This is a genomic window from Streptomyces ambofaciens ATCC 23877 (genome assembly GCF_001267885.1).
Taxonomy (GTDB): Bacteria; Actinomycetota; Actinomycetes; order Streptomycetales; family Streptomycetaceae; genus Streptomyces; species Streptomyces ambofaciens.
Genome location: NZ_CP012382.1, coordinates 6,442,743 through 6,461,123, shown reverse-complemented (window position 1 = coordinate 6,461,123; position 18,381 = coordinate 6,442,743). Strand labels below are relative to the sequence as shown.

Genomic DNA, 18,381 nt, shown 5'->3' with positions numbered 1-18,381 from the left:
CCGACGAGCGGTCCCCGAGGCGCGGCCGGGGGCGCGGACCCTCACGGCTCCCGCAGTGGATTGGGCAGCGGCCGGTAGCGGGCGTCGGCGCCGTCCGCGCCCGTCCAGCGGAGCAGGAGGTTGGTCTTGCCGGGGAGGGTGGGCGAGGCGAGGAGGGCGGGGATCTCGGGCAGGTCGTGCCGGGCCAGGGCGCGGCGCGCGGCGGGCCAGGGGTCGAGGCCCGGGTGGTGCTCGGCCAGGGCACCGGCGATCTCGCAGAGGTGGTTGACGACCAGGCAGTAGACCAGCCGTTCCCAGCCGGCCGCCCGGGAGGTCTCCGGCAGCAGCTTCACGCCCTCGGCGTCCCGGAACAGGGCCTGCGCCGGTGTCCCGGCCGCGTCCACCGCGACCAGTGTGTTCTGCAGGTGTGCCTCCAGGACCACCCCGTCGTCGGCGAAGGCGGTCAGCACGGGCGGGACGACGGCGGCCAGGTACGCCTCCCACCAGGCCGCCGGGTCCGCGGTGCGCTCCAGCGGGTTGCCCGGGAAGCCTTCGACCAGCGCGGCGGCGAGCAGCGGGGTCGCGCCGGGCAGGACGCGGCCGCGCAGTCCGTCGCGCACGACGACGGCCAGTTCCTCGAAGGCGAAGTCCGTGGTGCGGTGCCCGCGGTCGGCGAGCCAGGCCGCCGGGGGGCCGATGACGTCGAAGGCCTCGCTGACCGCCGTGTCGGTGCGGCGCAGCCTCAGCAGGTCGTGACGCCACAGGCGCCGGATGTCGTTGGTGATGCGGACGTCGAGGCTGAACTTGAGGAACAGGTCGCGCCCCGGAAGGTACTCGGGGGCGTACACCGTGCGGACCGCGGCCGTCGGCCAGACGGGGAAGCCGGTGGTGCCGAGCCGGACGATCCGCCCGTCGGCGAAGGCCGGGGCCAGGGCGGCCGAGGCCAGCCGGAGCTGCCAGGGGTGGGCGGGCAGCATCCGGTAGCCGGGCGGGGCTTCGCCGAGGGCGTCCAGGGCGGTGGTGTCGCCCTCGTCGACGACCGTGTCCTCGCGCACGGCCAGCAGCGCCAGCGGGAAGCGGGCGTGCGTCTCGGGCGCGTACGGGAGCCAGTCGGCGTGCGGGCCGCCGCCGCGCGCCTTGGGGGCGGGGTGGTGGGTGTGACCGGTGAGCAGGGACTGCTCGGAGCGGACGTACGGGTCGTCCGGCGGGGTCGCCCGCGCACGGGCCGTCAGCAGCGCCGCCACCGCGTCGCGGCTGTCGGTCATCTCGGTGGGCAGTTCGTGGTTGGGCAGCCCGGTGTGCCGGCGCAGTTCCTCCGCGACGAGTTTCACCAGTTCGGTGTGGCCGGCGCGATGCCATCCGCCCGCCGCGTACACCTCCGGCTCGGCGGGCCGCCGGCCCGCGCGCACCCGCAGCAGTCTGCCGCCGGGGAGCCGGTACACCGGCCGGGCGCCGGTGTCCGGAAGCGGTTCGGCCACTTCGCGCAGCAGACAGTTCAGCAGCGGTACCGCGGCGTAGGCGTCGGCGCGTTCGGCGACGTCGTCCCGGAGTGCGGCGTCGGCGCCGGCGGGCGGGGGCAGGAAATCCACGCGTTCCACTCGTTCCCTACGGTCTGTCAGAGGGCGGAGACGATCAGTATGTCTGTCGTCGTTCCCGAGCCGTGCCGTCCCGTCCCTACCCGAGGAGTCCGCCCGTGCACCGTCCCCCCGTCGCCGAGGCCGAGGTCGCCGACGAGCTGGCGTCCGTCCGCCCCGATCTCGTGGCCCGGTTCGCGGCCGAGCTGCCCGGCGCCCGCGCGGCGGTGCTCTCCCGGCTCTGGCGTGCGTTCGCCCACGAGCCGATGCCGTGGATCGCGGACCGGGAGCCGGCCGGGGAGGAACTCGTCCTGCGCCTTCGGGACGGCCGACGGCTGACCGGCCCGGCGGCGGATCCGTACCGCACGGGCCCGTACGTACGCGTCGTGCGGCTGGACGGGGTCGCGTACGACGATCCGGCGCGGCTGATGACCGAGCTCGGCGTACCGCACGCCGCGGGGTTCGCCGCCGAACTCGGGCACAGTGCCGCGTCGCTGGCGCTGTCGTACGCGGGCCGGGAGGATCACCCGGACGAGTGGCCCCGGAGCGACTGGGCCTGGGAGCAGCGGGTGGTGGACGGGCATCCCTACCACCCCAACTGCCGTTCCCGGCCCGGCTTCTCGGTGGCCGAGCAGCTGGCGTACGGGCCCGAGCACGGGCCCGTGGTGGGGCTCGGCCTGGTGCCGGTACCGGCGACGGGATGCCTGGTGACGGGGGCGTGGCCGCGGGAGCTGCGGGACGGCTCGCGGCTCTTGCTGCCGGTGCACCCGTGGCAGGCCGCGCACGTGCTGCGGCGCCCGTGCGAGGGACGGCTCGCCGCGCATCCGCTCATGTCCCTGCGTACGCTCGCCGTGCCCGGCGGACCGCACGTCAAGACCGCGCTGAGCGCCCGGCTGACGTCCTCGGTGCGGGACATCTCGGTCGCCTCCGTCGCCGCGTCGGCGACCCTGTCGTCGTTCGGTGAGGAGCTGGCGGCGCGCATGGACGGCCTGCTCCACGTGACCCGCACACTGGGCGCGGCCACCGCCCACTCCCCCGACCTGGCCGCCGTACTGCGCGAGTCGCCGCGGGACCACGCGGCCGCGGGTGAGCACGTCGTCCCGGTGGCGGCGCTGGCGACCACCGGACTGCCCCGCTCGCCGCGGTGGACGGCCGCCCTGGCCCGTCTCGCGCTCGTCGTGGGCCTGCGCGCGCTGGAGCTGGGTGTGGCTCTGGAGGCGCACGGCCAGAACCTCCTCGCGGTGCTGTCCGCGACGGGCGAACCGCTGCGCCTGGTCTACCGCGACCTGGCCGACATCCGGGTCTCGCCGGCCCGCCTGGCCCGCCACGGCGTCCGGACACCCGAACTGCCCTCCCGCATGCTCACGGACGACCCGGACGCCCTGCGCCGCAAGTTGTTCGGGTCGCTGGTGGGGGGCGCGCTGGCGTCGGTCGCGGGCTCGGGTGCGGCGTTGCGGGACGCCCTGGGGGCGGCCGTGCGCGAACTGCCCCGTACGCCGGACGTCGTGGCCCTGTGCGAGGCACCGCTGCCGGTCAAGGCGCTGACGCTGATGCGCACTTCGCCCGGCGGCAGCGGGGACCAGTGGGCGCGGCTGCCCAATCCGCTGCACTGGAAGTGAAGCCGGGACGTACGCGCGGTCTCGTTTTGGAGCCCGAGACCATTGATCAATAAGATCCGCCGATGATCACAAGAACACGGCTGGCGGCGGGTGCCTGTGCCCTGGTCGCCGCGCTGGCGGCCGGGATCGCCCTCCCGGCCGGGGCGGCCGCCGGTGAACCCGCCGGCGAGGACGCGCCGAAGGTCGACCTGGTGCTCGACGTCAGCGGTTCGATGCGGACGCGGGACATCGACGGCGGCACGCGGATGGCCGCGGCGAAGCAGGCGTTCAACGAGGTGCTCGACGCGACGCCCGAGGAGGTCCGGTTGGGCATCCGGACCCTGGGCGCCGACTATCGGGGCGACGACCGCAGGACCGGCTGCAAGGACACCGCGCGGCTCTACCCGGTCGGACCGCTGGACCGTACCGAGGCCAAGACGGCGGTGGCCACGCTGGCGCCCACCGGCTGGACGCCGATCGGTCCCGCGCTGCTGGCGGCGGCCGACGACCTCGACGGCGGTGACGGTTCCAAGCGCATCGTGCTGATCAGCGACGGCGAGGACACCTGCGCCCCGCTCGACCCGTGCGAGGTGGCCCGCGAGATCGCCGCCAAGGGCATCGGGCTGACCATCGACACGCTGGGCCTGGTCCCCAACGCCACGATGCGGCAGCAGCTCAGCTGCATCGCCGAGGCGACCGGCGGGACGTACACCTCCATCGAGCACACCGACGAACTCACCGATCGCGTGAACCAGTTGGTGGACCGCGCGGCCGACCCGGTGGTGACGCCGGTCGCCACCGAGGGCGCCGACGTCTGCACGAAGGCGCCGACGCTGGAGTCGGGTCTGTACACCGACCGCGAGGAGTTCGGGCAGCAGCGCTGGTACCGGGTGGACGTGCTGCCCGGGCAGGAGTTGCGCGCCTCGGTGAGCGTGGGCGCCGACCGTGCCGTGAACCCGTCCTACGGCGTGCTGCTGCGGGCGGTCACGGTGCACGGCCGGGAGATCGTCCGCGGTGAGGCCGCGGGCGAGGGCCGTACGGACGTGATCTCCGCGGGGCTGCGCTATCCGAAGGCCGACCGCGACGACGCGGACGCGGACAAGCCGGCCGCGGAGACCGTGTGTCTCCAGGTCACCCACTCCTTCTCCGCCGCCGAGGACGTGAAGAGCACGCCCGGGCTGCCGCTGGAGCTGACCGTCGACGTCGTGGAAGGACCGGGCGACGCCGACGACGTGGCCTCCTTCGGCCTCGGACGCGGCTGGTGGCTGCTCGGCGTGCTGGTGCTCGCCGGCTTCCTCGCCGGCCTGCTGTGGGGCTGGCTGTCGCGCTGGCGGTTCGCGGTCTGGAGGACCAACTGATGCGTTTCAGAGAGACGTTGACGGTGGCGGTGCTGCTGCTGGGCATCACCGCCGGCCCCGCGGCGGCCGATGCGTCGCCCACCGCGAGCCCGGCGGAGGACGGCGGCGCGCCGACGACGGCGGGCACCTCCTTCCGGACGGCGACCGAGATCGAGCAGGGACGGCCGGCCACGGCGAACGGCGCCGCGGGCGACTACCTGTACTGGTCGTTCCCGGCCGACGCCGGACAGCGCCCCACCGTGCGGGCCACGGTGAGCCTGCCCGAGACGCACGCCGCCGAGACCTGGCGGGTCGACGTCTACGACGGCCTGCGCCGCCGCCAGGCCTGCCAGTACGGCGCGCAGACCCGTACGGCGGCGGCGGGCGCCGGTTCGGTGGAGCTCGCCTGCGTGCTGCGCACCGTGCGCGCCTGGTCGGAGCCGTGGGCGAACGACCCGCTGCCCGGGACGTACTACGTCCGGCTGACGGTCGTGGACCTGCCGACGTCCGACCTCGGCGTCCGGGTGGGTGCCGAGGTCGAGGTGGACTCCAAGGACATGGGCGGGGCGTCGGCGGTGGACGGTTCGCTGGCCGAGCCGCTGGTGCCGGGCGCCGCCGTGGGGCCGGGCGCCGACGAGGAGGACGCCGGCCGCGGCGCCGTACTGTCCGCGATCGAGCCCGAGGACGGCTGGTCCTCCGGCTGGTGGTCCGACCGGTGGGTGTGGACCGGGATCGGGGGCGTACTGGCCGCGCTCGCGGGCGTCGGCGGATACGCGCTGACCCGCGGCTCGGGCCGGCCGTCCCGGGTGCCGCCGGCCGCCTGAACGCCTTCGGAAGGCCCGCCCCCGGGGCGGGCCTTCCGCCGTGTCAGCCCTCGCGGAGCGCCTTGGCCGTCGTGCCCTCGCCGGTCACCTCGACCCGGCCGTCCCGCACCGCGTCCCGCAGGCTCAGCTCACCGCGGCCGAGGGCCGCGCAGGTCAGGGCGTCCAACACGATCCGGGCACCGGCCCCTTGGGGTGCGGGCCCGTCGCCGTACACCGGCCCCTGTCCGTCCGTCCCCGCGTACAGGTGGAACTCCCCCTCGTCGAGCCCGACCTCGACGACCTCCTCGCCGGCCCCCGCCTCCCGCAGGGCGCGCCGCAGCGGCAGCGCGAACCAGTGCGCCCGCACGGCGTCCGTGGGGCGCCGCTCGCCCAGCTCGCCGGCGCCCCACGCGCCGAGCGCCTCCAGCACCGGCAGCAATCCGCTTCCGCGCGGGGTCAGTTCGTAGACGTACGCCGCTCCCGGCGGGGGCAGCCGCCGCCGGGTCGCCAGCCCGCCCTGCTCCATCTCCCTGAGCCGCGAGGCGAGTACGTCCGTGCTGACGCCGGGCAGGTCGGCGTGCAGGTCGGTGTAGCGCCGCGGACCGGCGAGGAGCTCCCGGACGATCAGCAGGGTCCAGCGGTCGCCGACGGCGTCGAGCGCGCGGGCGGCGGAACAGTACTGGTCGTAGCTTCGGCGAGGTGGCATGCGACGCAGTGTAGACAAGTTGTTGGACTTTCCAAGCTCCTACTTGGTAAAACCAAGCAACACCAGTCACCGGAGGGGAAGCGCCGCATGGAGTTCCGGCAGTCGAACAAGCTCAGCGAGGTCTGTTACGAGATCCGCGGCCCGGTCATCGAGCAGGCCAACGCGCTGGAGGAGGCGGGGCACAGCGTGCTGCGCCTGAACACCGGCAACCCCGCGCTCTTCGGTTTCGAGGCGCCGGAGGAGATCGTCCAGGACATGATCCGCATGCTCCCGCAGGCGCACGGCTACACCGACTCGCGGGGCGTCCTCTCCGCCCGCCGGGCCGTCGCCCAGCGCTACCAGGCCCTCGGCCTGGAGGTCGGCGTCGACGACGTCTTCCTCGGCAACGGCGTCTCCGAGCTCGTCTCCATGGCCGTCCAGGCCCTGCTGGAGGACGGCGACGAGGTACTGATCCCCGCCCCCGACTTCCCCCTCTGGACGGCGGTGACCACCCTCGCGGGCGGCAAGGCCGTGCACTACCTGTGCGACGAACAGGCGGAGTGGTACCCGGACCTCGCGGACATGGAGTCCAAGATCACCGACCGCACGAAGGCGGTCGTCCTCATCAACCCGAACAACCCCACCGGGGCCGTCTACCCCAAGGAGATCGTCGAGGGCATCCTCGACCTCGCCCGCCGGCACGGCCTGATGGTGTTCGCCGACGAGATCTACGACCAGATCCTGTACGACGACGCCGTCCACCACTCGGCCGCCGCCCTCGCCCCCGACCTGGTCGTCCTGACCTTCTGCGGCCTGTCGAAGACCTACCGGGTGGCGGGCTTCCGTTCCGGCTGGCTGGTGGTCACCGGGCCGCGGCAGCACGCACGCGACTACCTCGAGGGCCTGACCATGCTGGCCTCCATGCGCCTGTGCGCCAACGCGCCCGCGCAGTACGCCATCCAGGCCGCGCTCGGCGGCCGGCAGTCCATCCGCGAGCTGACCGCGCCGGGCGGCAGGCTGCGCGAGCAGCGCGACGTCGCCTGGGAGAAGCTGAACGAGATCCCGGGCGTCTCCTGCGTGAAGCCCAAGGGGGCGCTGTACGCCTTCCCGCGCATCGATCCCAAGGTGCACCCGATCCACGACGACGAGCGGTTCGTCCTGGACCTGCTGCTGCGCGAGAAGATCCAGGTGGTCCAGGGCACCGGCTTCAACTGGCCGGGCACCGACCACTTCCGCATCCTCACCCTGCCCCACGCGGACGACCTGGAGGCCGCCATCGGCCGGATCGGCCGCTTCCTGGGCGGGTACCGGCAGTGAGCGACGCCCGGCGGGGGCGCATAGCCTGGGACGCATGGGTGATCTCTTTCTCGTCCGGCACGGTGAGACCGAGTGGTCGCGTTCCGGGCGGCACACCGGGCTGACGGACGTTCCACTGACCGAACAGGGGCGGGAGCAGGCGCGGAGCCTGGTGCCGTTGATCCGCTCCCACCGGATCGGGGCCGCGTTCGTCAGCCCCTTCCAGCGGGCCCGGGAGACGGCCGAGCTGATCGGGCTGCACGGGGTGCGGGTCGATCCGGACCTGCACGAGTGGGACTACGGCGGGTACGAGGGGATCACGACGGTCGAGATCCACCGCAGCCGGCCGGACTGGTTCCTGTTCACGGACGGTGTCGCGCCGGGGCCCGCGGACCGTCCCGGGGAGACGCCCGAACAGGTGGGCGAGCGGGCCGACCGGGTGCTGGCCCGGGTGGAGGCCGCGTTCGCCGACACCGAGGGGTGCGTGGTGCTGGTGGCGCACGGGCACTTCCTGCGCGTACTGACCGCGCGGCACCTGGGGCTCGAGCCGTCCCACGGCGCGCTGTTCCAGCTCGGCACGGGCACGCTGTGCCGACTGGGCACGGAGCACGGGCGGCCGGTGGTCGCCGCCTGGAATGTCAGACCTCCGTCGTAGTCTTCGAAGGCGTCACCGGTGACGGAAGGAGGACGCCGTGGCCCTGTCGCCCACCGCCGCGCAGCGGCGGGTCATCGACGCCGCCGACCCCGTGACCGGGCGCCTGCGGGGGACGCGGGCGCAGCTCGCGGCCCTGGTGAAGCGAGGGCTGGCCTTCCGGCACCCGCGCCCGCCGCACGACCACTTCCTCACCCCCGCCGGGCACCGGATACGGGAGGCGCCGGCCGGCCCCGGCGAGGCCCCGGCCCCTGAGCCGGCCGCACCGGCCGCGGGCGGGGTGTTCGCCGCGCGGGTGGGTGGCGAGGAGACCGCGGCGGGCGATGCCGGTCCGGCCCGGCTGCGCGAGGTGCGCGGCGCCTGGCAGGGGCTGTTGGAGCTGCGCCGGATGACGCACTCCGACGGGAGCAGGGACCGGCCCTGCGCGTGGGAGCGTGCGCATCTGGTCCAGGCGGCCGCGCTCGCCCTGGAGGCGGCGGGCCTGCGTCCGGCGGGGCCGGGCGGTGGCGGCGGGTACCGGGTGCGGGCGACACCGCAGCCCGAGGCCGTCGCCGTGCACGAGCCCGACCCGTCGGCGCTGCGGGGCTGTGCGACGGCGCTGGAGGAGGCGGGCTGGCAGGTCGGGGAGCACACCGAGCCGCGGACGCGGGAGCGCTACCTGCTGGCCTCACCGCGGAAGGTGTGAGGCTCCCCGTGTCAGGATCGACGGACGTGTCAGGATCGACGGATCGGCGCGCGCCGTACCGGTACGAGAGAGGCGACTTCCGTGAGCGAACCGTTCTCCGTCCCCGTGACCGTCCGCGGGTACGAGACCGACACCCAGGGACACGTGAACCAGGCCGTGTACCTGAACTACGCCGAGCACGCCCGCTGGTCGCTGCTCCGCGCGGCCGGCATCCGGCAGGCCGACCTGGTCGCGCGGGGCGTGGGTCCGGTCGCGCTGGAGACGACCATCCGCTACCGGCGGGAGCTGCTCGCGGGCGACGAGGTCGAGGTGTCCTGTGTCTTCGAGTGGGGCGAGGGCAGGACCTTCCGGATCGTGCAGGTCGTCCGCAAGGCGGACGGCACCGTCGCCGCGGAGATCGAGGCCGTCGGCGGGCTCATGGACCTGACCGCCCGCAAGCTGGTGGCCGATCCGCGGCGGCGCTTCGGGGAACTGGCCTCGGAGCCGGGGCTGTTCGGCCTGTGACCCGCCGCCGCCCTCAGGCGTCCACCAGCTCCGGCCGGTGCTCGGTGTCATAGGCCGCACGCGCCTCGGCGATGTAGACGCGGTTGCGCTCGGCCCAGTCCGTCAGGTGCCGCAGCGAGCTGTACAACTCCTGTGCCACATCCGTGAGTTCGTACTCGACCTTGGGCGGTACGGTCGGATGGACGGTGCGGACGACGAGTCCGTCGCGCTCCAGGTTGCGCAGGGTCAGCGTCAGCATGCGGCGGCTGACGCCCTCGATGCTGCGCTCCAGTTCGGTGAAGCGGATGGGGCCGGGGGCGGCGGCCACCAGGATCTGGACGCTCCACTTGCCCGCCACCCTGTCAAGAACCTCGCGGACCGGGCACGCGTGCGCGTTGACTGCCTGGGACGTAACACCGGTGTTCCTCTGGGACATCGAACTGCCTCCTTATGCCGGCCTCCAGGGTTACCCACGATGGTCCCCGTCACAAGAAGTGCACCTGGGAACCACGACAAGCGGAGGCCCCGTCGCCATGACGACCATGATCGAGTCCCCGGCCCGGACGCAGGTGGGAGCACCCTCGCGGTGGCGGGCCCTCGTCGTCCTGTGCGCGGGAGCGCTGATGACGATCCTGGACGGCAACATCGTCACCGTCGCCATGCCCGCGATCCAGGCCGACCTCGGCTTCAGCGGGCCGGGACTCGCCTGGGTGGTCAACGCCTACCTGATCCCGTTCGGCGGCCTGCTGCTGCTGGCCGGGCGGCTGGGCGACCTGGTGGGCCGCAAGCGGATGTTCACCACCGGGCTCGCGCTGTTCACCGTGGCGTCCGTGCTGTGCGGGGTCGCCACCGGCCAGGGGCTGCTGATCGCGGCGCGGGCCCTCCAGGGCCTCGGCGGGGCGATGACCATGGCGGTGGTGCTCGGCATGGTGGTCGGGCTCTTCCCCGAACCGCGGGAACGGGCCCGGGCGATCGCCGTGTTCAGCGCGGTCGGCGCGGCGGGCGGGGCGCTCGGCACCTTCCTCGGCGGAGCCCTGACCGAGGCACTGAACTGGCACTGGATCTTCCTGATCAACCTGCCGATCGGCGTCTTGGCCTGGCTCGCGGCGGTCCGCGTCCTCGCTCCGGACCCGTCCGCGGGCTCCGTCCGGGGCGCCGACTACCCGGGCGCGGCCCTGGTCACCGGCGCGCTGATGCTGACGGTGTACACGATCGTCGGCGCCGGTGATCTCGGCACCTCCACCACGGCCGTCCTGGCCGCCTCCGCCCTCGCCCTGTTCGTCGCCTTCACCGTCCGGCAGGGACGCGTCGCCCGCCCCCTGCTGAGGCTCCGGCTGTTCCGCTCCCGGCTGCTGACCGGCGCCAACGCCGTGCAGGTGCTGATGGTGGCGACCATGTACGGCTTCCAGTTCATCGGCGCGCTGTACCTCCAGCGGGTGCTCGGCTACGGCGAGCTGGCCACCGGCACGGCGTTCCTGCCGGCGCCCGTGGCGATCGGGGTGCTGATGCTGGGGTTCTCGGCCCGGACCGTCGGCCGGTTCGGTGCGTACCGGGTGCTGCTGGCCGGACTCACGCTGATCGTCGCGGGGCTGGCGCTGCTGAGCCGGGCCCCGGTCGACGGCTCGTACGTCACCGACGTGCTGCCGCCGATGCTGCTGCTGGCCGTCGGGTTCGCCGCCGCGATGCCCGCGCTGACGGGGCTGGCGATGGCGGGAGTGCGCGAGGAGGACGCGGGACTGGCCTCCGGGCTGTTCAACACCACACAGGTGGTGGGTGGTTCGCTGGGGCTCGCGGTGCTGTCGACGCTGGCCGCGGGCCGGACCGAGGGGCTGCTCGGCGAGGGCGCGGCGCCGGTGGCGGCGACGGCCGAGGGGTACCAACTGGCCTTCCGGGTGGCGGTGGTCGTCGCGGTGGCGGCGCTGGTGCTGGCGGCGGTGGTCCTGCGGGAGCGTGCCGGACGGGGCAGGTGACCCTCGAGGGCCACGACAGGTGAGGGCCGGCGCCTCCGGGGAGAGGCGCCGGCCCCCGTAACGCCCGGGGGTCGCCCGGTGCCGGCCTCACGTCCCGGCCGGGGCCCGGGTCGCGCCGGTGATCTCCTCCCCCGCCTCCATCGGATGGGTGACGTCCTCCGCGTCCTGTCCCTTGCCCAGGTGGTTGAAGACCAGGTTGAGCAGGACGGCGGCCACGCAACCGGTCGAGATGCCCGAGTCGAGGATGATCTTCGCGTTCTCCGGGAACGAGTGGTAGAACTCCGGTGCCGCGATCGGGATGATGCCGACGGCCAGGGAAACCGCCACGATCAGGACGTTGTTGTCCTTGTCGAGGCTCGCCCGGACCAGGGTCTGGATGCCGCTGGCCGCGACGGAGCCGAAGAGGACCACGCCGGCGCCGCCGAGCACCGGGCGGGGGACGACGGCGATGAGCGAGGCCGCCATGGGACACAGCCCCATCAGCACCAGGAAGCCGCCGCCCGCGGCGACGACGTAGCGGCTGCGGATCTTCGTCATCGCGACCAGGCCGATGTTCTGCGCGAAGGCGCTGCACATGAAGCCGTTGAAGAGCGGGCTGATGGCCGAGCCGAGGGTGTCGGCGCGCAGGCCGGCCGCGATGGTCTTCTCGTCGGCCTTGCGGTCCACGATCTCGCCCAGGGCGAGCATGTCGGCGGTGGACTCGGTCATCGAGACCACCATCACCACGCACATGGAGAGGATCGCGGCGAGCTGGAACTGCGGGGCGCCGAAGTGGAACGGGGTCGGGAAGCCGACGACGCTCGCGTCCGCGACCGGCCCGAAGTCCGTGACGCCGAAGGGGATCGCGATGAGGGTGCCCGCGACCAGGCCGAGCAGCACGGCGATCTGCTTGACGAAGCCGCGGGTGAAGCGGCGCAGCAGCAGGACGATGACGAGGGTGATCGCCGCCAGGCCCAGGTTGGTCGAGGAACCGAAGTCGTCCGCCTCCGGACTGGAGCCCTGCGCCCAGCCGAAGGCGACGGGCAGCAGGGAGATGCCGATCAGGGTGATGACCGTGCCGGTGACGACCGGCGGGAAGAAGCGGATCGCCTTGCAGAAGACGGGGGCGAACAGAAAGCCCAGCAGACCGGCGACGATGACGGCGCCGAAGATGATGGGCAACGCGTCGGACTTGTCCTCGGTGGAGGCGACGATCGCGGTCATGGGGGCGACACCCGCGAAGGTGACGCCGTTGACGAAGGGCAGCCGGGCACCGATCTTCCAGATGCCGAGGGTCTGCAGGAAGGTGGCGAGGCCGGCGGTGAACAGGCAGGCGCCGGTGAGGAAGGTGAGCTCGGTCGCGGACAGCCCTATGGCCGCGCCGACTATCAGGGGTGGTGCGACTACTCCGGCGTACATGGCGGCCACGTGCTGGAGGCCGGTCGTCGCCATCTTCAGGGGCGGGAGTTTCTCGTCTACGGGGTGGTCGGCCACGGCGGCGTCCCTCCGGTCGGTTACGCGTCGTCTCTGACGCGGGTGTCATGGAGGTGGTGCGGGTGGTGACGGTCGTGCGGGACCGTGACGGACCGTCTGGGGAAACGGTGACCGCTCCCGGGGCGTGCGTATGGACGCACGCCCCCGGAGACGGCCGCCATGGACCCCGCTCGGGTCCACGGCTACCGGCAGAGAGCCGTCCCTCTCGGCCGGAGATCAGGTGGTGTTCAGCTGTGGTTCGTTCAGGCCTGCGCGGCGATCCCCGCCAGGCGCCGCGCCTGCTCCCGGGTGGAGCGGGCGACGGCGTCCTCGTCGGCCGTGAGCAGCCGGCCGTCCTCGACGATCTGGCGGCCGTTGACGAACAACGCCGTGACCGGGGCGGCGGCGCCGAAGACCAGGGCGGTCACCGGGTCGGCGATGGAGGAGTGGGCGAGGGTGTCCATCCGCCACAGCACCAGGTCGGCGAGCTTGCCCGCCTCCAGGGAGCCCGTCTCGGCGGCACGGCCGAGTACCTGCGCGCCGCCGTAGGTGCCCAGGCGCAGCGCCTTGCGGGCGTTCAGCGCGGCCTCGCGGTGGGCGCCGAGGCGGTTGATGAGCAGGGCGTTCCGCAGCTCGGTGTGGAGTTCACCGGACTCGTTGGAGGCGGTGCCGTCCACACCGAGGCCGACCGGGACGCCGGCGGCGAGCATGTCGGGCACCCGCGCGATCCCCGCGGCCAGCCGGGCGTTGGAGGAGGGACAGTGCGCCACACCGGTCCTCGTGCGGGCGAAGGCGGCGATGTCGGAGTCGTTCATGTGGACGCAGTGCGCCATCCACACGTCCTCGCCGAGCCAGCCGGTGGACTCGAAGTAGTCGGTGGGACCCATGCCGAACAGCTCGTGGCAGAACTTCTCCTCCTCCACGGTCTCCGAACCGTGGGTGTGCAGCCGCACGCCGAGCCGGCGGGCCAACTCGGCGCCCTGGCGCATCAGTTCGGTGGAGACGGAGAAGGGGGAGCAGGGGGCGACGGCGACCTGGGTCATCGCGTCGAAGGAGGAGTCGTGGTGTTCCCTGACGGTGGCCTCGGTGGCGGCCAGCGCACCGTCCAGGCTCTCCACCGCGAAGTCCGGCGGCAGCCCGCCGTCGGACTCGCCGCGGTCCATCGAACCGCGGGCGAGGGTGAAGCGGACGCCCATCTCGCTCGCGGCGCGGATGATCGCGCCGGACAGGTCGCCGGAGCCGCGCGGGAAGACGTAGTGGTGGTCCATGGCGGTGGTGACGCCGCCGCGGGCCATCATGGCGAGGGAGCCCTGGGCCGCCGCGTACGCCATCGGCTCGTCGATGCGCGCCCACGTCGGGTAGAGGGCGACCAGCCAGTTGAACAGGTTGTGGTCGGTGGCCAGGCCCCGGGTGATCCACTGGTAGAAGTGGTGGTGGGTGTTGACCAGGCCGGGCGTGACCAGGTGGCCGGTCGCGTCGATCCGGCGTACGACGTTCTCCAGGTCCTTGGGCGCCGCTCCCGCGCCGACGGACTCGATCCGGTTGCCCGCGAGGACGACGTGGCCCGAGGCGTACTCGGTGTCGCCCGCGTCCACCGTGGCGATCGCGCAGTTCTCGATGACCACGCGCTCGGCTGCCGATGATGCTGCCATGCTGCTTCCTTGTCTTTCAGTGGGGCCCATGGGCGGGGAAGTGAGTACCCACGGGGAGGGCACGGCAGGACCCTAGGAGGATTTGAGTGCCGGAGCCGTCGGACGGCTCCGGGTGCCGAGATGGTGGAAGAACAGGTTGAGCGTGACCGCGACGAGCGCGCCGGCGCTGATGCCGGAGCCGAGCACGGTCTGCGCCCAGGCGGGGAACTCGGCGTAGAAGGTCGGCGCGGCCAGCGGGATGATGCCCGCGCCGAGGGCCACGGCCACCAGGATGATGTTGGAGCTGTCGTCCAGCCCCGCCTCGGACAGGGTGCGGATGCCGCTGACGGCGATCGAGCCGAAGAGCACGATGCCCGCGCCGCCGAGGACCGGCATGGGGACGAGGGAGACGACCGCGCCGAGGACCGGGAAGGCGCCGAGGACCAGCAGGGTGGCGCCCGCGACGGCGACGACGTAGCGGCTGCGTACCCGGGTGAGGGAGACCACGCCGACGTTCTGTGCGAAGGCGGAGGTGGGGAAGCCGCCGAAGACGGGGCCGATCAGCGTGGCGAGGCCGTCGGTGCGCAGGCCGCGGGTGATGACCTTGGCGTCGGCGCGGCGGTCGCAGATCTCGCCGAGGGCGAGCATGCCGGCGCTGGACTCGGTCATCAGGACCAGCATCACGATGCACAGCGACAGGATGGCCGCGGGCTGGAACTCGGGGGCGCCGAAGGCGAAGGGGGTGGGCAGCGCGGCGACCGGCGCCGACTTCAGGGCGCTGAAGTCCGCCATGCCGGCCGGGATGGCGACCAGGGTGCCGACGAGCAGGCCGAAGAGCAGGGCGACCTGCTTCAGGAAGCCCGTGCCGAAGCGCTGCATGACGAGGATGACGGCGAGGGTGAACGCGGCGAGCGCGAGGTTGCCCATGGAGCCGAAGTCGGCGGCGGTCTCGTCGCCGCCCTGGGCCCAGCCGACCGGGACCGGCATCAGCGTGACCCCGATGAGGGTGATCACCACGCCGGTGACCAGGGGTGGGAAGAAGCGGAGCAGCCGGCCGAAGAACGGGCCGACGGCGAGGCAGAAGACGCCCGCGACCATCACCGCGCCGTAGATGGCCGGGAGTTGGCCACCGTCGCTGTTCGTCTCGGCGATGGCGAGGATGGGTGCGATGCCGGCCGAGGAGGCGGCGTTGACGAAGGGCAGGCGGTTGCCGACGAAGCCCTTGACGCCGAGGGTCTGGAGCAGGGTCGCGACGCCCGCGATGAGCAGGCTCGCGGCGATCAGCCGGGTGCGGCCCTCGAGGTCGAGTCCGACGGCCTGGCCGATGATGAGCGGAGGAGTGACAACACCCGCGTACATGGCGGCGATGTGCTGGAGCGCGGCGGGGACGAGCCGCGAGGGGTGGAGCTTCTCGTCCACCGGGTGCACGGACGTGACGGCGTCCTCGCAGTGCTCCGGCGGGGTGGAATCCAGGCCTTTGGCGGGCCCTTTCGCAGGCAGTGCCATGGTGTTTCCTCCGGTGTGGCGCGCCCCCGGGTCCGGATGCCCGGCCGGGGGCGCGCTTTCCGCGTCAGAGGTTGGTCATGTCGACCGGGATGAGTTGCTCGGCGCCGTCGCGCAGGATGGTGGCCTCGATCAGGCCGTAGGGGCGGTCGGCGGCGTAGTAGACGGCGCCGTCCTTGGCCTCGTTGTCGATCCCGAAGGGCGACAGGTCCGAGCGGAAGTGGTGCTTGTTGGGCATCGAGAAGCGGATCTCGTCCACCTCGTCGCGGGAGTTGAGCACCCGCACGCCCATCTCGAAGAGGGTCTGCTGGAGCGAGTACGAGTAGGTCTCGGCGAACGCCTGCAGCGCGTGCTTGCGCACACCGTTGTACGAGCGGTCCCAGTCCGGGGCGTGCGAGTCGACGCCGTCCCAGTTGTGCCGCCACCAGGTGGAGACGGTGGTGGCGAGGATCCGGTCGTAGTCCTCCTTGAGGGTGGTGTACTTGTCCTTCAGGTAGCCGAAGAACTCGGAGTTGGTCGAGTTCAGGACGGTCAGGTCCTTGAAGCCGGAGAGCACCTGGATGCCGTGGCCGTCGTAGGTGATCTGCGCGACGCGGGTCTCCTGGCCCTTGCGGACGAAGGAGTGGGCGATCTCCTCGGAGCCGACGAAGCGGGCTCCGCCCTTCGAGGTCTCGATCCGCTCCCAGCCGTACTCCTCGATGCGGATGCGGGCCTGGTGGATCGGCTCGTTGTTGTCGACGAAGTGGCGGGCGAGCTTGACGCCGAGGTCCTCGGCGCTCTCGATGCCGTGCTCCTTGGCGAAGGCGAACACCGTGTTCTTGGTGGTGTCGGTCGGCAGGACGTTCGCGTTGGACCCGCTGCGGTGGACCTCCTCCATGTCGCCGGAGAGGGCGACGGAGACGTTCAGGTCCTTGATGTGGTGCGTGTCGCCGTCGCGCGTGATCTTGACGACGCGGTTCTCTGCCTTGCCGTACTGGTTCTGTCCCAGGACGAAACGGGTCATGTGTCGGTCAGCTCCCTCGGTAAACGGAGTAGCCGAACGGGTTGAGCAGCAGCGGAACGTGGTAGTGCTCGCCGGGCACCACCGCGAAGGTGATGGTGACCTCGGGGAAGAACACGGGCCGGCCGTTCTCGCTGTCCCGGAGCGCGGGGGCGTCCTGCTGGGCCGCGGCTTGTTTCTTGGCGAAGTACGTCTCGGTCTCGAAGCCGAGCCGTACGTGTGTGGTGCCCTCCGGCAGGGCCGGGAGGTCCTTGCACCGGCCGTCCGCGTCGGTCGCGGAGCCGCCGAGCTCGTGCCAGTCCGCGTCCTGCCCGGACCGGGCGGAGAGCTGGACGGCGACGCCCTCGGCGGGGCGGCCGACGCTGGTGTCCAGGATGTGCGTGGACACGGAGGCGGTGGTGCTGGTGCTCATGGTCAGGCGTCCTGTTCGACGAGTCGGTTCAGGCGGATGCGGTTGATCTTCCCCAGTTCGGTGCGGACGATCTCCCGCTCCTGCTCGGGCGAGTTCCCGATCCGCTCCTTGACCGCGTCCCGCATCTGCTCGCCGGTCCGGCCGGTGGCGCAGATGAGGAAGACGTGGCCGAACGTGTCCTGGTAGGCCAGGTTGAGTTCGAGCATCTCCGCCTTGAGGTCGTCGGAGGCGCCGGCCATGCCCGCCTGCTCGCGGGAGGAGGTCGGGTCGCCCGGCTTGGGGCGTCCGATCGGCGGGTGCCCGGCCATCGCCTCGGCGAGGTCCTCGGCCGTCAGCCGGGCCATGGCGGCGTCACTGGCGGTGTACAGGTCCTCGGGGGTGGCGAAGGGGCGGGCTGCGACCAGGTGCCGGGCCCACGCCGTGGAGGCACACACCTCGTGGAGTTCGGCGAGCGCCGCGGACTCCTCGGATGCGTTGAAACGGGCCAGGCCCGACGCGGAAGTGGACGTCACGGGAGCCTCCGTGGCCTTGTGCTGAACGGGCGTGCCGATAGCTAACGCCCTCGGAAACAAGGCGTCAACACTTTGTTGAAAATTCGGGGTGACGAAAGCCGCCGCCCGGTCACCGGGCGGCGGCTCGCCGTTCAGGAGATCGTGCCTGGTCAGGTACCCCTTGTCCGATCAGGCACCCTTCTCGCGGTTCAGGTAGTTGTAGACGGTGAAGCGGCTGACGCCCAGCGCGCTCGCGACGGTCTCCACACCGTGCCGCACGGAGAAGGCGCCTCGGGCCTCCAGCATCCGCACGACCTCCTGCTTGGCCCGGCGGTCCAGTTCGGACAGCGGACGGCCCTGCCGGCGCTCCAGGGCGGCGAGGATGTGGTCCAGGGAGTCCGCGAGCTGGGGCAGGCGCACGGCGACCACGTCGGCGCCCTCCCAGGTGAGCACGACGTCGTCCTGGCCGGCCTCGTCGGCCGGGAGCAGCTCGCCGCCGATGGCGTCGACCAGGGGCTTCACGGCCGCGATGAAGGGCTCCTCCCCCGGCCCGGTCACCGCGCGTCCTCCCCGACCACGTTGACCTGGAGGGAGATCCGGGTGGCGCCCGCCTCCAGGGAGCGGCGCAGCAGCGCGTCCACGGCGGTGAGCACCGCGTCGGCGCCGCCCTCGGCCGTGTTGCCGAACGGGCCGACGTCGACCTCGTCCAGCTCCGCGGCCTCGACGACCTCCCGGGCGACCACCGCGTGCGCGGGGGCCTCGTCCAGGTCGAAGGGCTCGGTCGTGAACTCCACTCTCAATCGCACCCCGTCAACCTAACGCGCGGTGAC

19 protein-coding genes are annotated in these 18,381 nt (G+C 72.7%); 8 read left to right on the top strand and 11 right to left on the bottom strand.

What is annotated here, in order from left to right; all coding sequences use genetic code 11:
• Positions 1-41 precede the first annotated feature (41 nt).
• Entirely contained in the window at positions 42-1,577 is a 1,536-nt protein-coding gene (locus tag SAM23877_RS28335; RefSeq protein WP_053139228.1) for an IucA/IucC family protein, read from the bottom strand.
• 95 nt (positions 1,578-1,672) lie between these two features.
• Here SAM23877_RS28335 and SAM23877_RS28330 point away from each other — a divergent pair, with 95 nt between their 5' ends.
• From SAM23877_RS28330 to SAM23877_RS28320, 3 genes are all read left to right on the top strand, one after another.
• The gene (locus SAM23877_RS28330) at positions 1,673-3,172 is read left to right on the top strand and encodes an IucA/IucC family protein (protein ID WP_053139226.1); all 1,500 of its coding nucleotides are present in this window, start codon (positions 1,673-1,675) and stop codon (positions 3,170-3,172) included.
• 62 nt (positions 3,173-3,234) lie between these two features.
• Positions 3,235-4,509 (top strand): VWA domain-containing protein, encoded by a 1,275-nt coding sequence (locus SAM23877_RS28325; protein WP_053139225.1) that lies wholly within the window; start codon positions 3,235-3,237, stop codon positions 4,507-4,509.
• Positions 4,509-5,312 carry a hypothetical protein gene (locus tag SAM23877_RS28320; protein ID WP_053139223.1) on the top strand — a complete coding sequence of 268 codons (804 nt, stop codon included), beginning with the start codon at positions 4,509-4,511 and terminating at the stop codon, positions 5,310-5,312. Before SAM23877_RS28325 ends, SAM23877_RS28320 begins: the two co-directional genes overlap by 1 nt.
• Before the next feature lie 43 nt (positions 5,313-5,355).
• Here SAM23877_RS28320 and SAM23877_RS28315 read toward each other — a convergent pair whose 3' ends face one another.
• A complete protein-coding gene (locus tag SAM23877_RS28315) occupies positions 5,356-5,997 on the bottom strand; it encodes a winged helix-turn-helix transcriptional regulator (RefSeq protein WP_053139221.1) in 642 nt (213 codons plus the stop codon).
• 87 nt (positions 5,998-6,084) lie between these two features.
• Between SAM23877_RS28315 and SAM23877_RS28310 the strand changes: the two genes are divergently transcribed.
• The 4 genes from SAM23877_RS28310 (at position 6,085) to SAM23877_RS28295 (ending at position 9,113) form a co-directional block, all read left to right on the top strand.
• Positions 6,085-7,293 carry a pyridoxal phosphate-dependent aminotransferase gene (locus SAM23877_RS28310; RefSeq protein ID WP_053139218.1) on the top strand — a complete coding sequence of 403 codons (1,209 nt, stop codon included), beginning with the start codon at positions 6,085-6,087 and terminating at the stop codon, positions 7,291-7,293.
• A 34-nt stretch (positions 7,294-7,327) separates the two neighbouring features.
• Positions 7,328-7,927 (top strand): histidine phosphatase family protein, encoded by a 600-nt coding sequence (locus SAM23877_RS28305; protein WP_053139216.1) that lies wholly within the window; start codon positions 7,328-7,330, stop codon positions 7,925-7,927.
• Positions 7,928-7,964: 37 nt separating this feature from the next.
• Positions 7,965-8,609 (top strand): hypothetical protein, encoded by a 645-nt coding sequence (locus SAM23877_RS28300; RefSeq protein WP_053139214.1) that lies wholly within the window; start codon positions 7,965-7,967, stop codon positions 8,607-8,609.
• An 81-nt stretch (positions 8,610-8,690) separates the two neighbouring features.
• Positions 8,691-9,113 (top strand): acyl-CoA thioesterase, encoded by a 423-nt coding sequence (locus tag SAM23877_RS28295; protein WP_053139212.1) that lies wholly within the window; start codon positions 8,691-8,693, stop codon positions 9,111-9,113.
• Positions 9,114-9,126: 13 nt separating this feature from the next.
• Here the strand turns inward: SAM23877_RS28295 and SAM23877_RS28290 are convergent, their stop codons facing one another.
• Entirely contained in the window at positions 9,127-9,528 is a 402-nt protein-coding gene (locus SAM23877_RS28290) for a winged helix-turn-helix transcriptional regulator (RefSeq protein WP_079030493.1), read from the bottom strand.
• Positions 9,529-9,625: 97 nt separating this feature from the next.
• On the opposite strand from SAM23877_RS28290, the gene SAM23877_RS28285 reads away from it, so the two are divergent.
• Positions 9,626-11,062, top strand: coding sequence for an MFS transporter (locus tag SAM23877_RS28285; RefSeq protein WP_053139209.1), 1,437 nt, complete (start codon positions 9,626-9,628; stop codon positions 11,060-11,062).
• Positions 11,063-11,149: 87 nt separating this feature from the next.
• Here the strand turns inward: SAM23877_RS28285 and SAM23877_RS28280 are convergent, their stop codons facing one another.
• The 8 genes from SAM23877_RS28280 to SAM23877_RS28245 all read right to left on the bottom strand — a co-directional run bounded on the left by SAM23877_RS28280 (position 11,150) and on the right by SAM23877_RS28245 (position 18,357).
• Complete coding sequence (locus SAM23877_RS28280; RefSeq protein WP_053139206.1) at positions 11,150-12,535, bottom strand: nucleobase:cation symporter-2 family protein; 1,386 nt, start codon at positions 12,533-12,535, stop codon at positions 11,150-11,152.
• A 242-nt stretch (positions 12,536-12,777) separates the two neighbouring features.
• Complete coding sequence (locus tag SAM23877_RS28275) at positions 12,778-14,166, bottom strand: 8-oxoguanine deaminase (protein ID WP_053139204.1); 1,389 nt, start codon at positions 14,164-14,166, stop codon at positions 12,778-12,780.
• A 72-nt stretch (positions 14,167-14,238) separates the two neighbouring features.
• A complete protein-coding gene (locus tag SAM23877_RS28270) occupies positions 14,239-15,651 on the bottom strand; it encodes a nucleobase:cation symporter-2 family protein (RefSeq protein ID WP_053139202.1) in 1,413 nt (470 codons plus the stop codon).
• Between the two features lie 64 nt (positions 15,652-15,715).
• On the bottom strand, positions 15,716-16,651 hold the full coding sequence (gene pucL / locus SAM23877_RS28265) for a factor-independent urate hydroxylase (RefSeq protein WP_053139199.1): 936 nt from the start codon (positions 16,649-16,651) through the stop codon (positions 15,716-15,718).
• Positions 16,652-16,658: 7 nt separating this feature from the next.
• Positions 16,659-17,060 (bottom strand): hydroxyisourate hydrolase, encoded by a 402-nt coding sequence (uraH, locus tag SAM23877_RS28260; protein ID WP_053139197.1) that lies wholly within the window; start codon positions 17,058-17,060, stop codon positions 16,659-16,661.
• A gap of 2 nt (positions 17,061-17,062) precedes the next feature.
• Positions 17,063-17,572 (bottom strand): 2-oxo-4-hydroxy-4-carboxy-5-ureidoimidazoline decarboxylase, encoded by a 510-nt coding sequence (uraD, locus tag SAM23877_RS28255; protein WP_053139195.1) that lies wholly within the window; start codon positions 17,570-17,572, stop codon positions 17,063-17,065.
• Between the two features lie 168 nt (positions 17,573-17,740).
• Positions 17,741-18,109 (bottom strand): helix-turn-helix domain-containing protein, encoded by a 369-nt coding sequence (locus tag SAM23877_RS28250; protein WP_053139193.1) that lies wholly within the window; start codon positions 18,107-18,109, stop codon positions 17,741-17,743.
• The gene (locus SAM23877_RS28245) at positions 18,106-18,357 is read right to left on the bottom strand and encodes a YkoF family thiamine-binding protein (RefSeq protein ID WP_053139191.1); all 252 of its coding nucleotides are present in this window, start codon (positions 18,355-18,357) and stop codon (positions 18,106-18,108) included. Before SAM23877_RS28245 ends, SAM23877_RS28250 begins: the two co-directional genes overlap by 4 nt.
• Between the last annotated feature and the right edge of the window lie 24 nt (positions 18,358-18,381).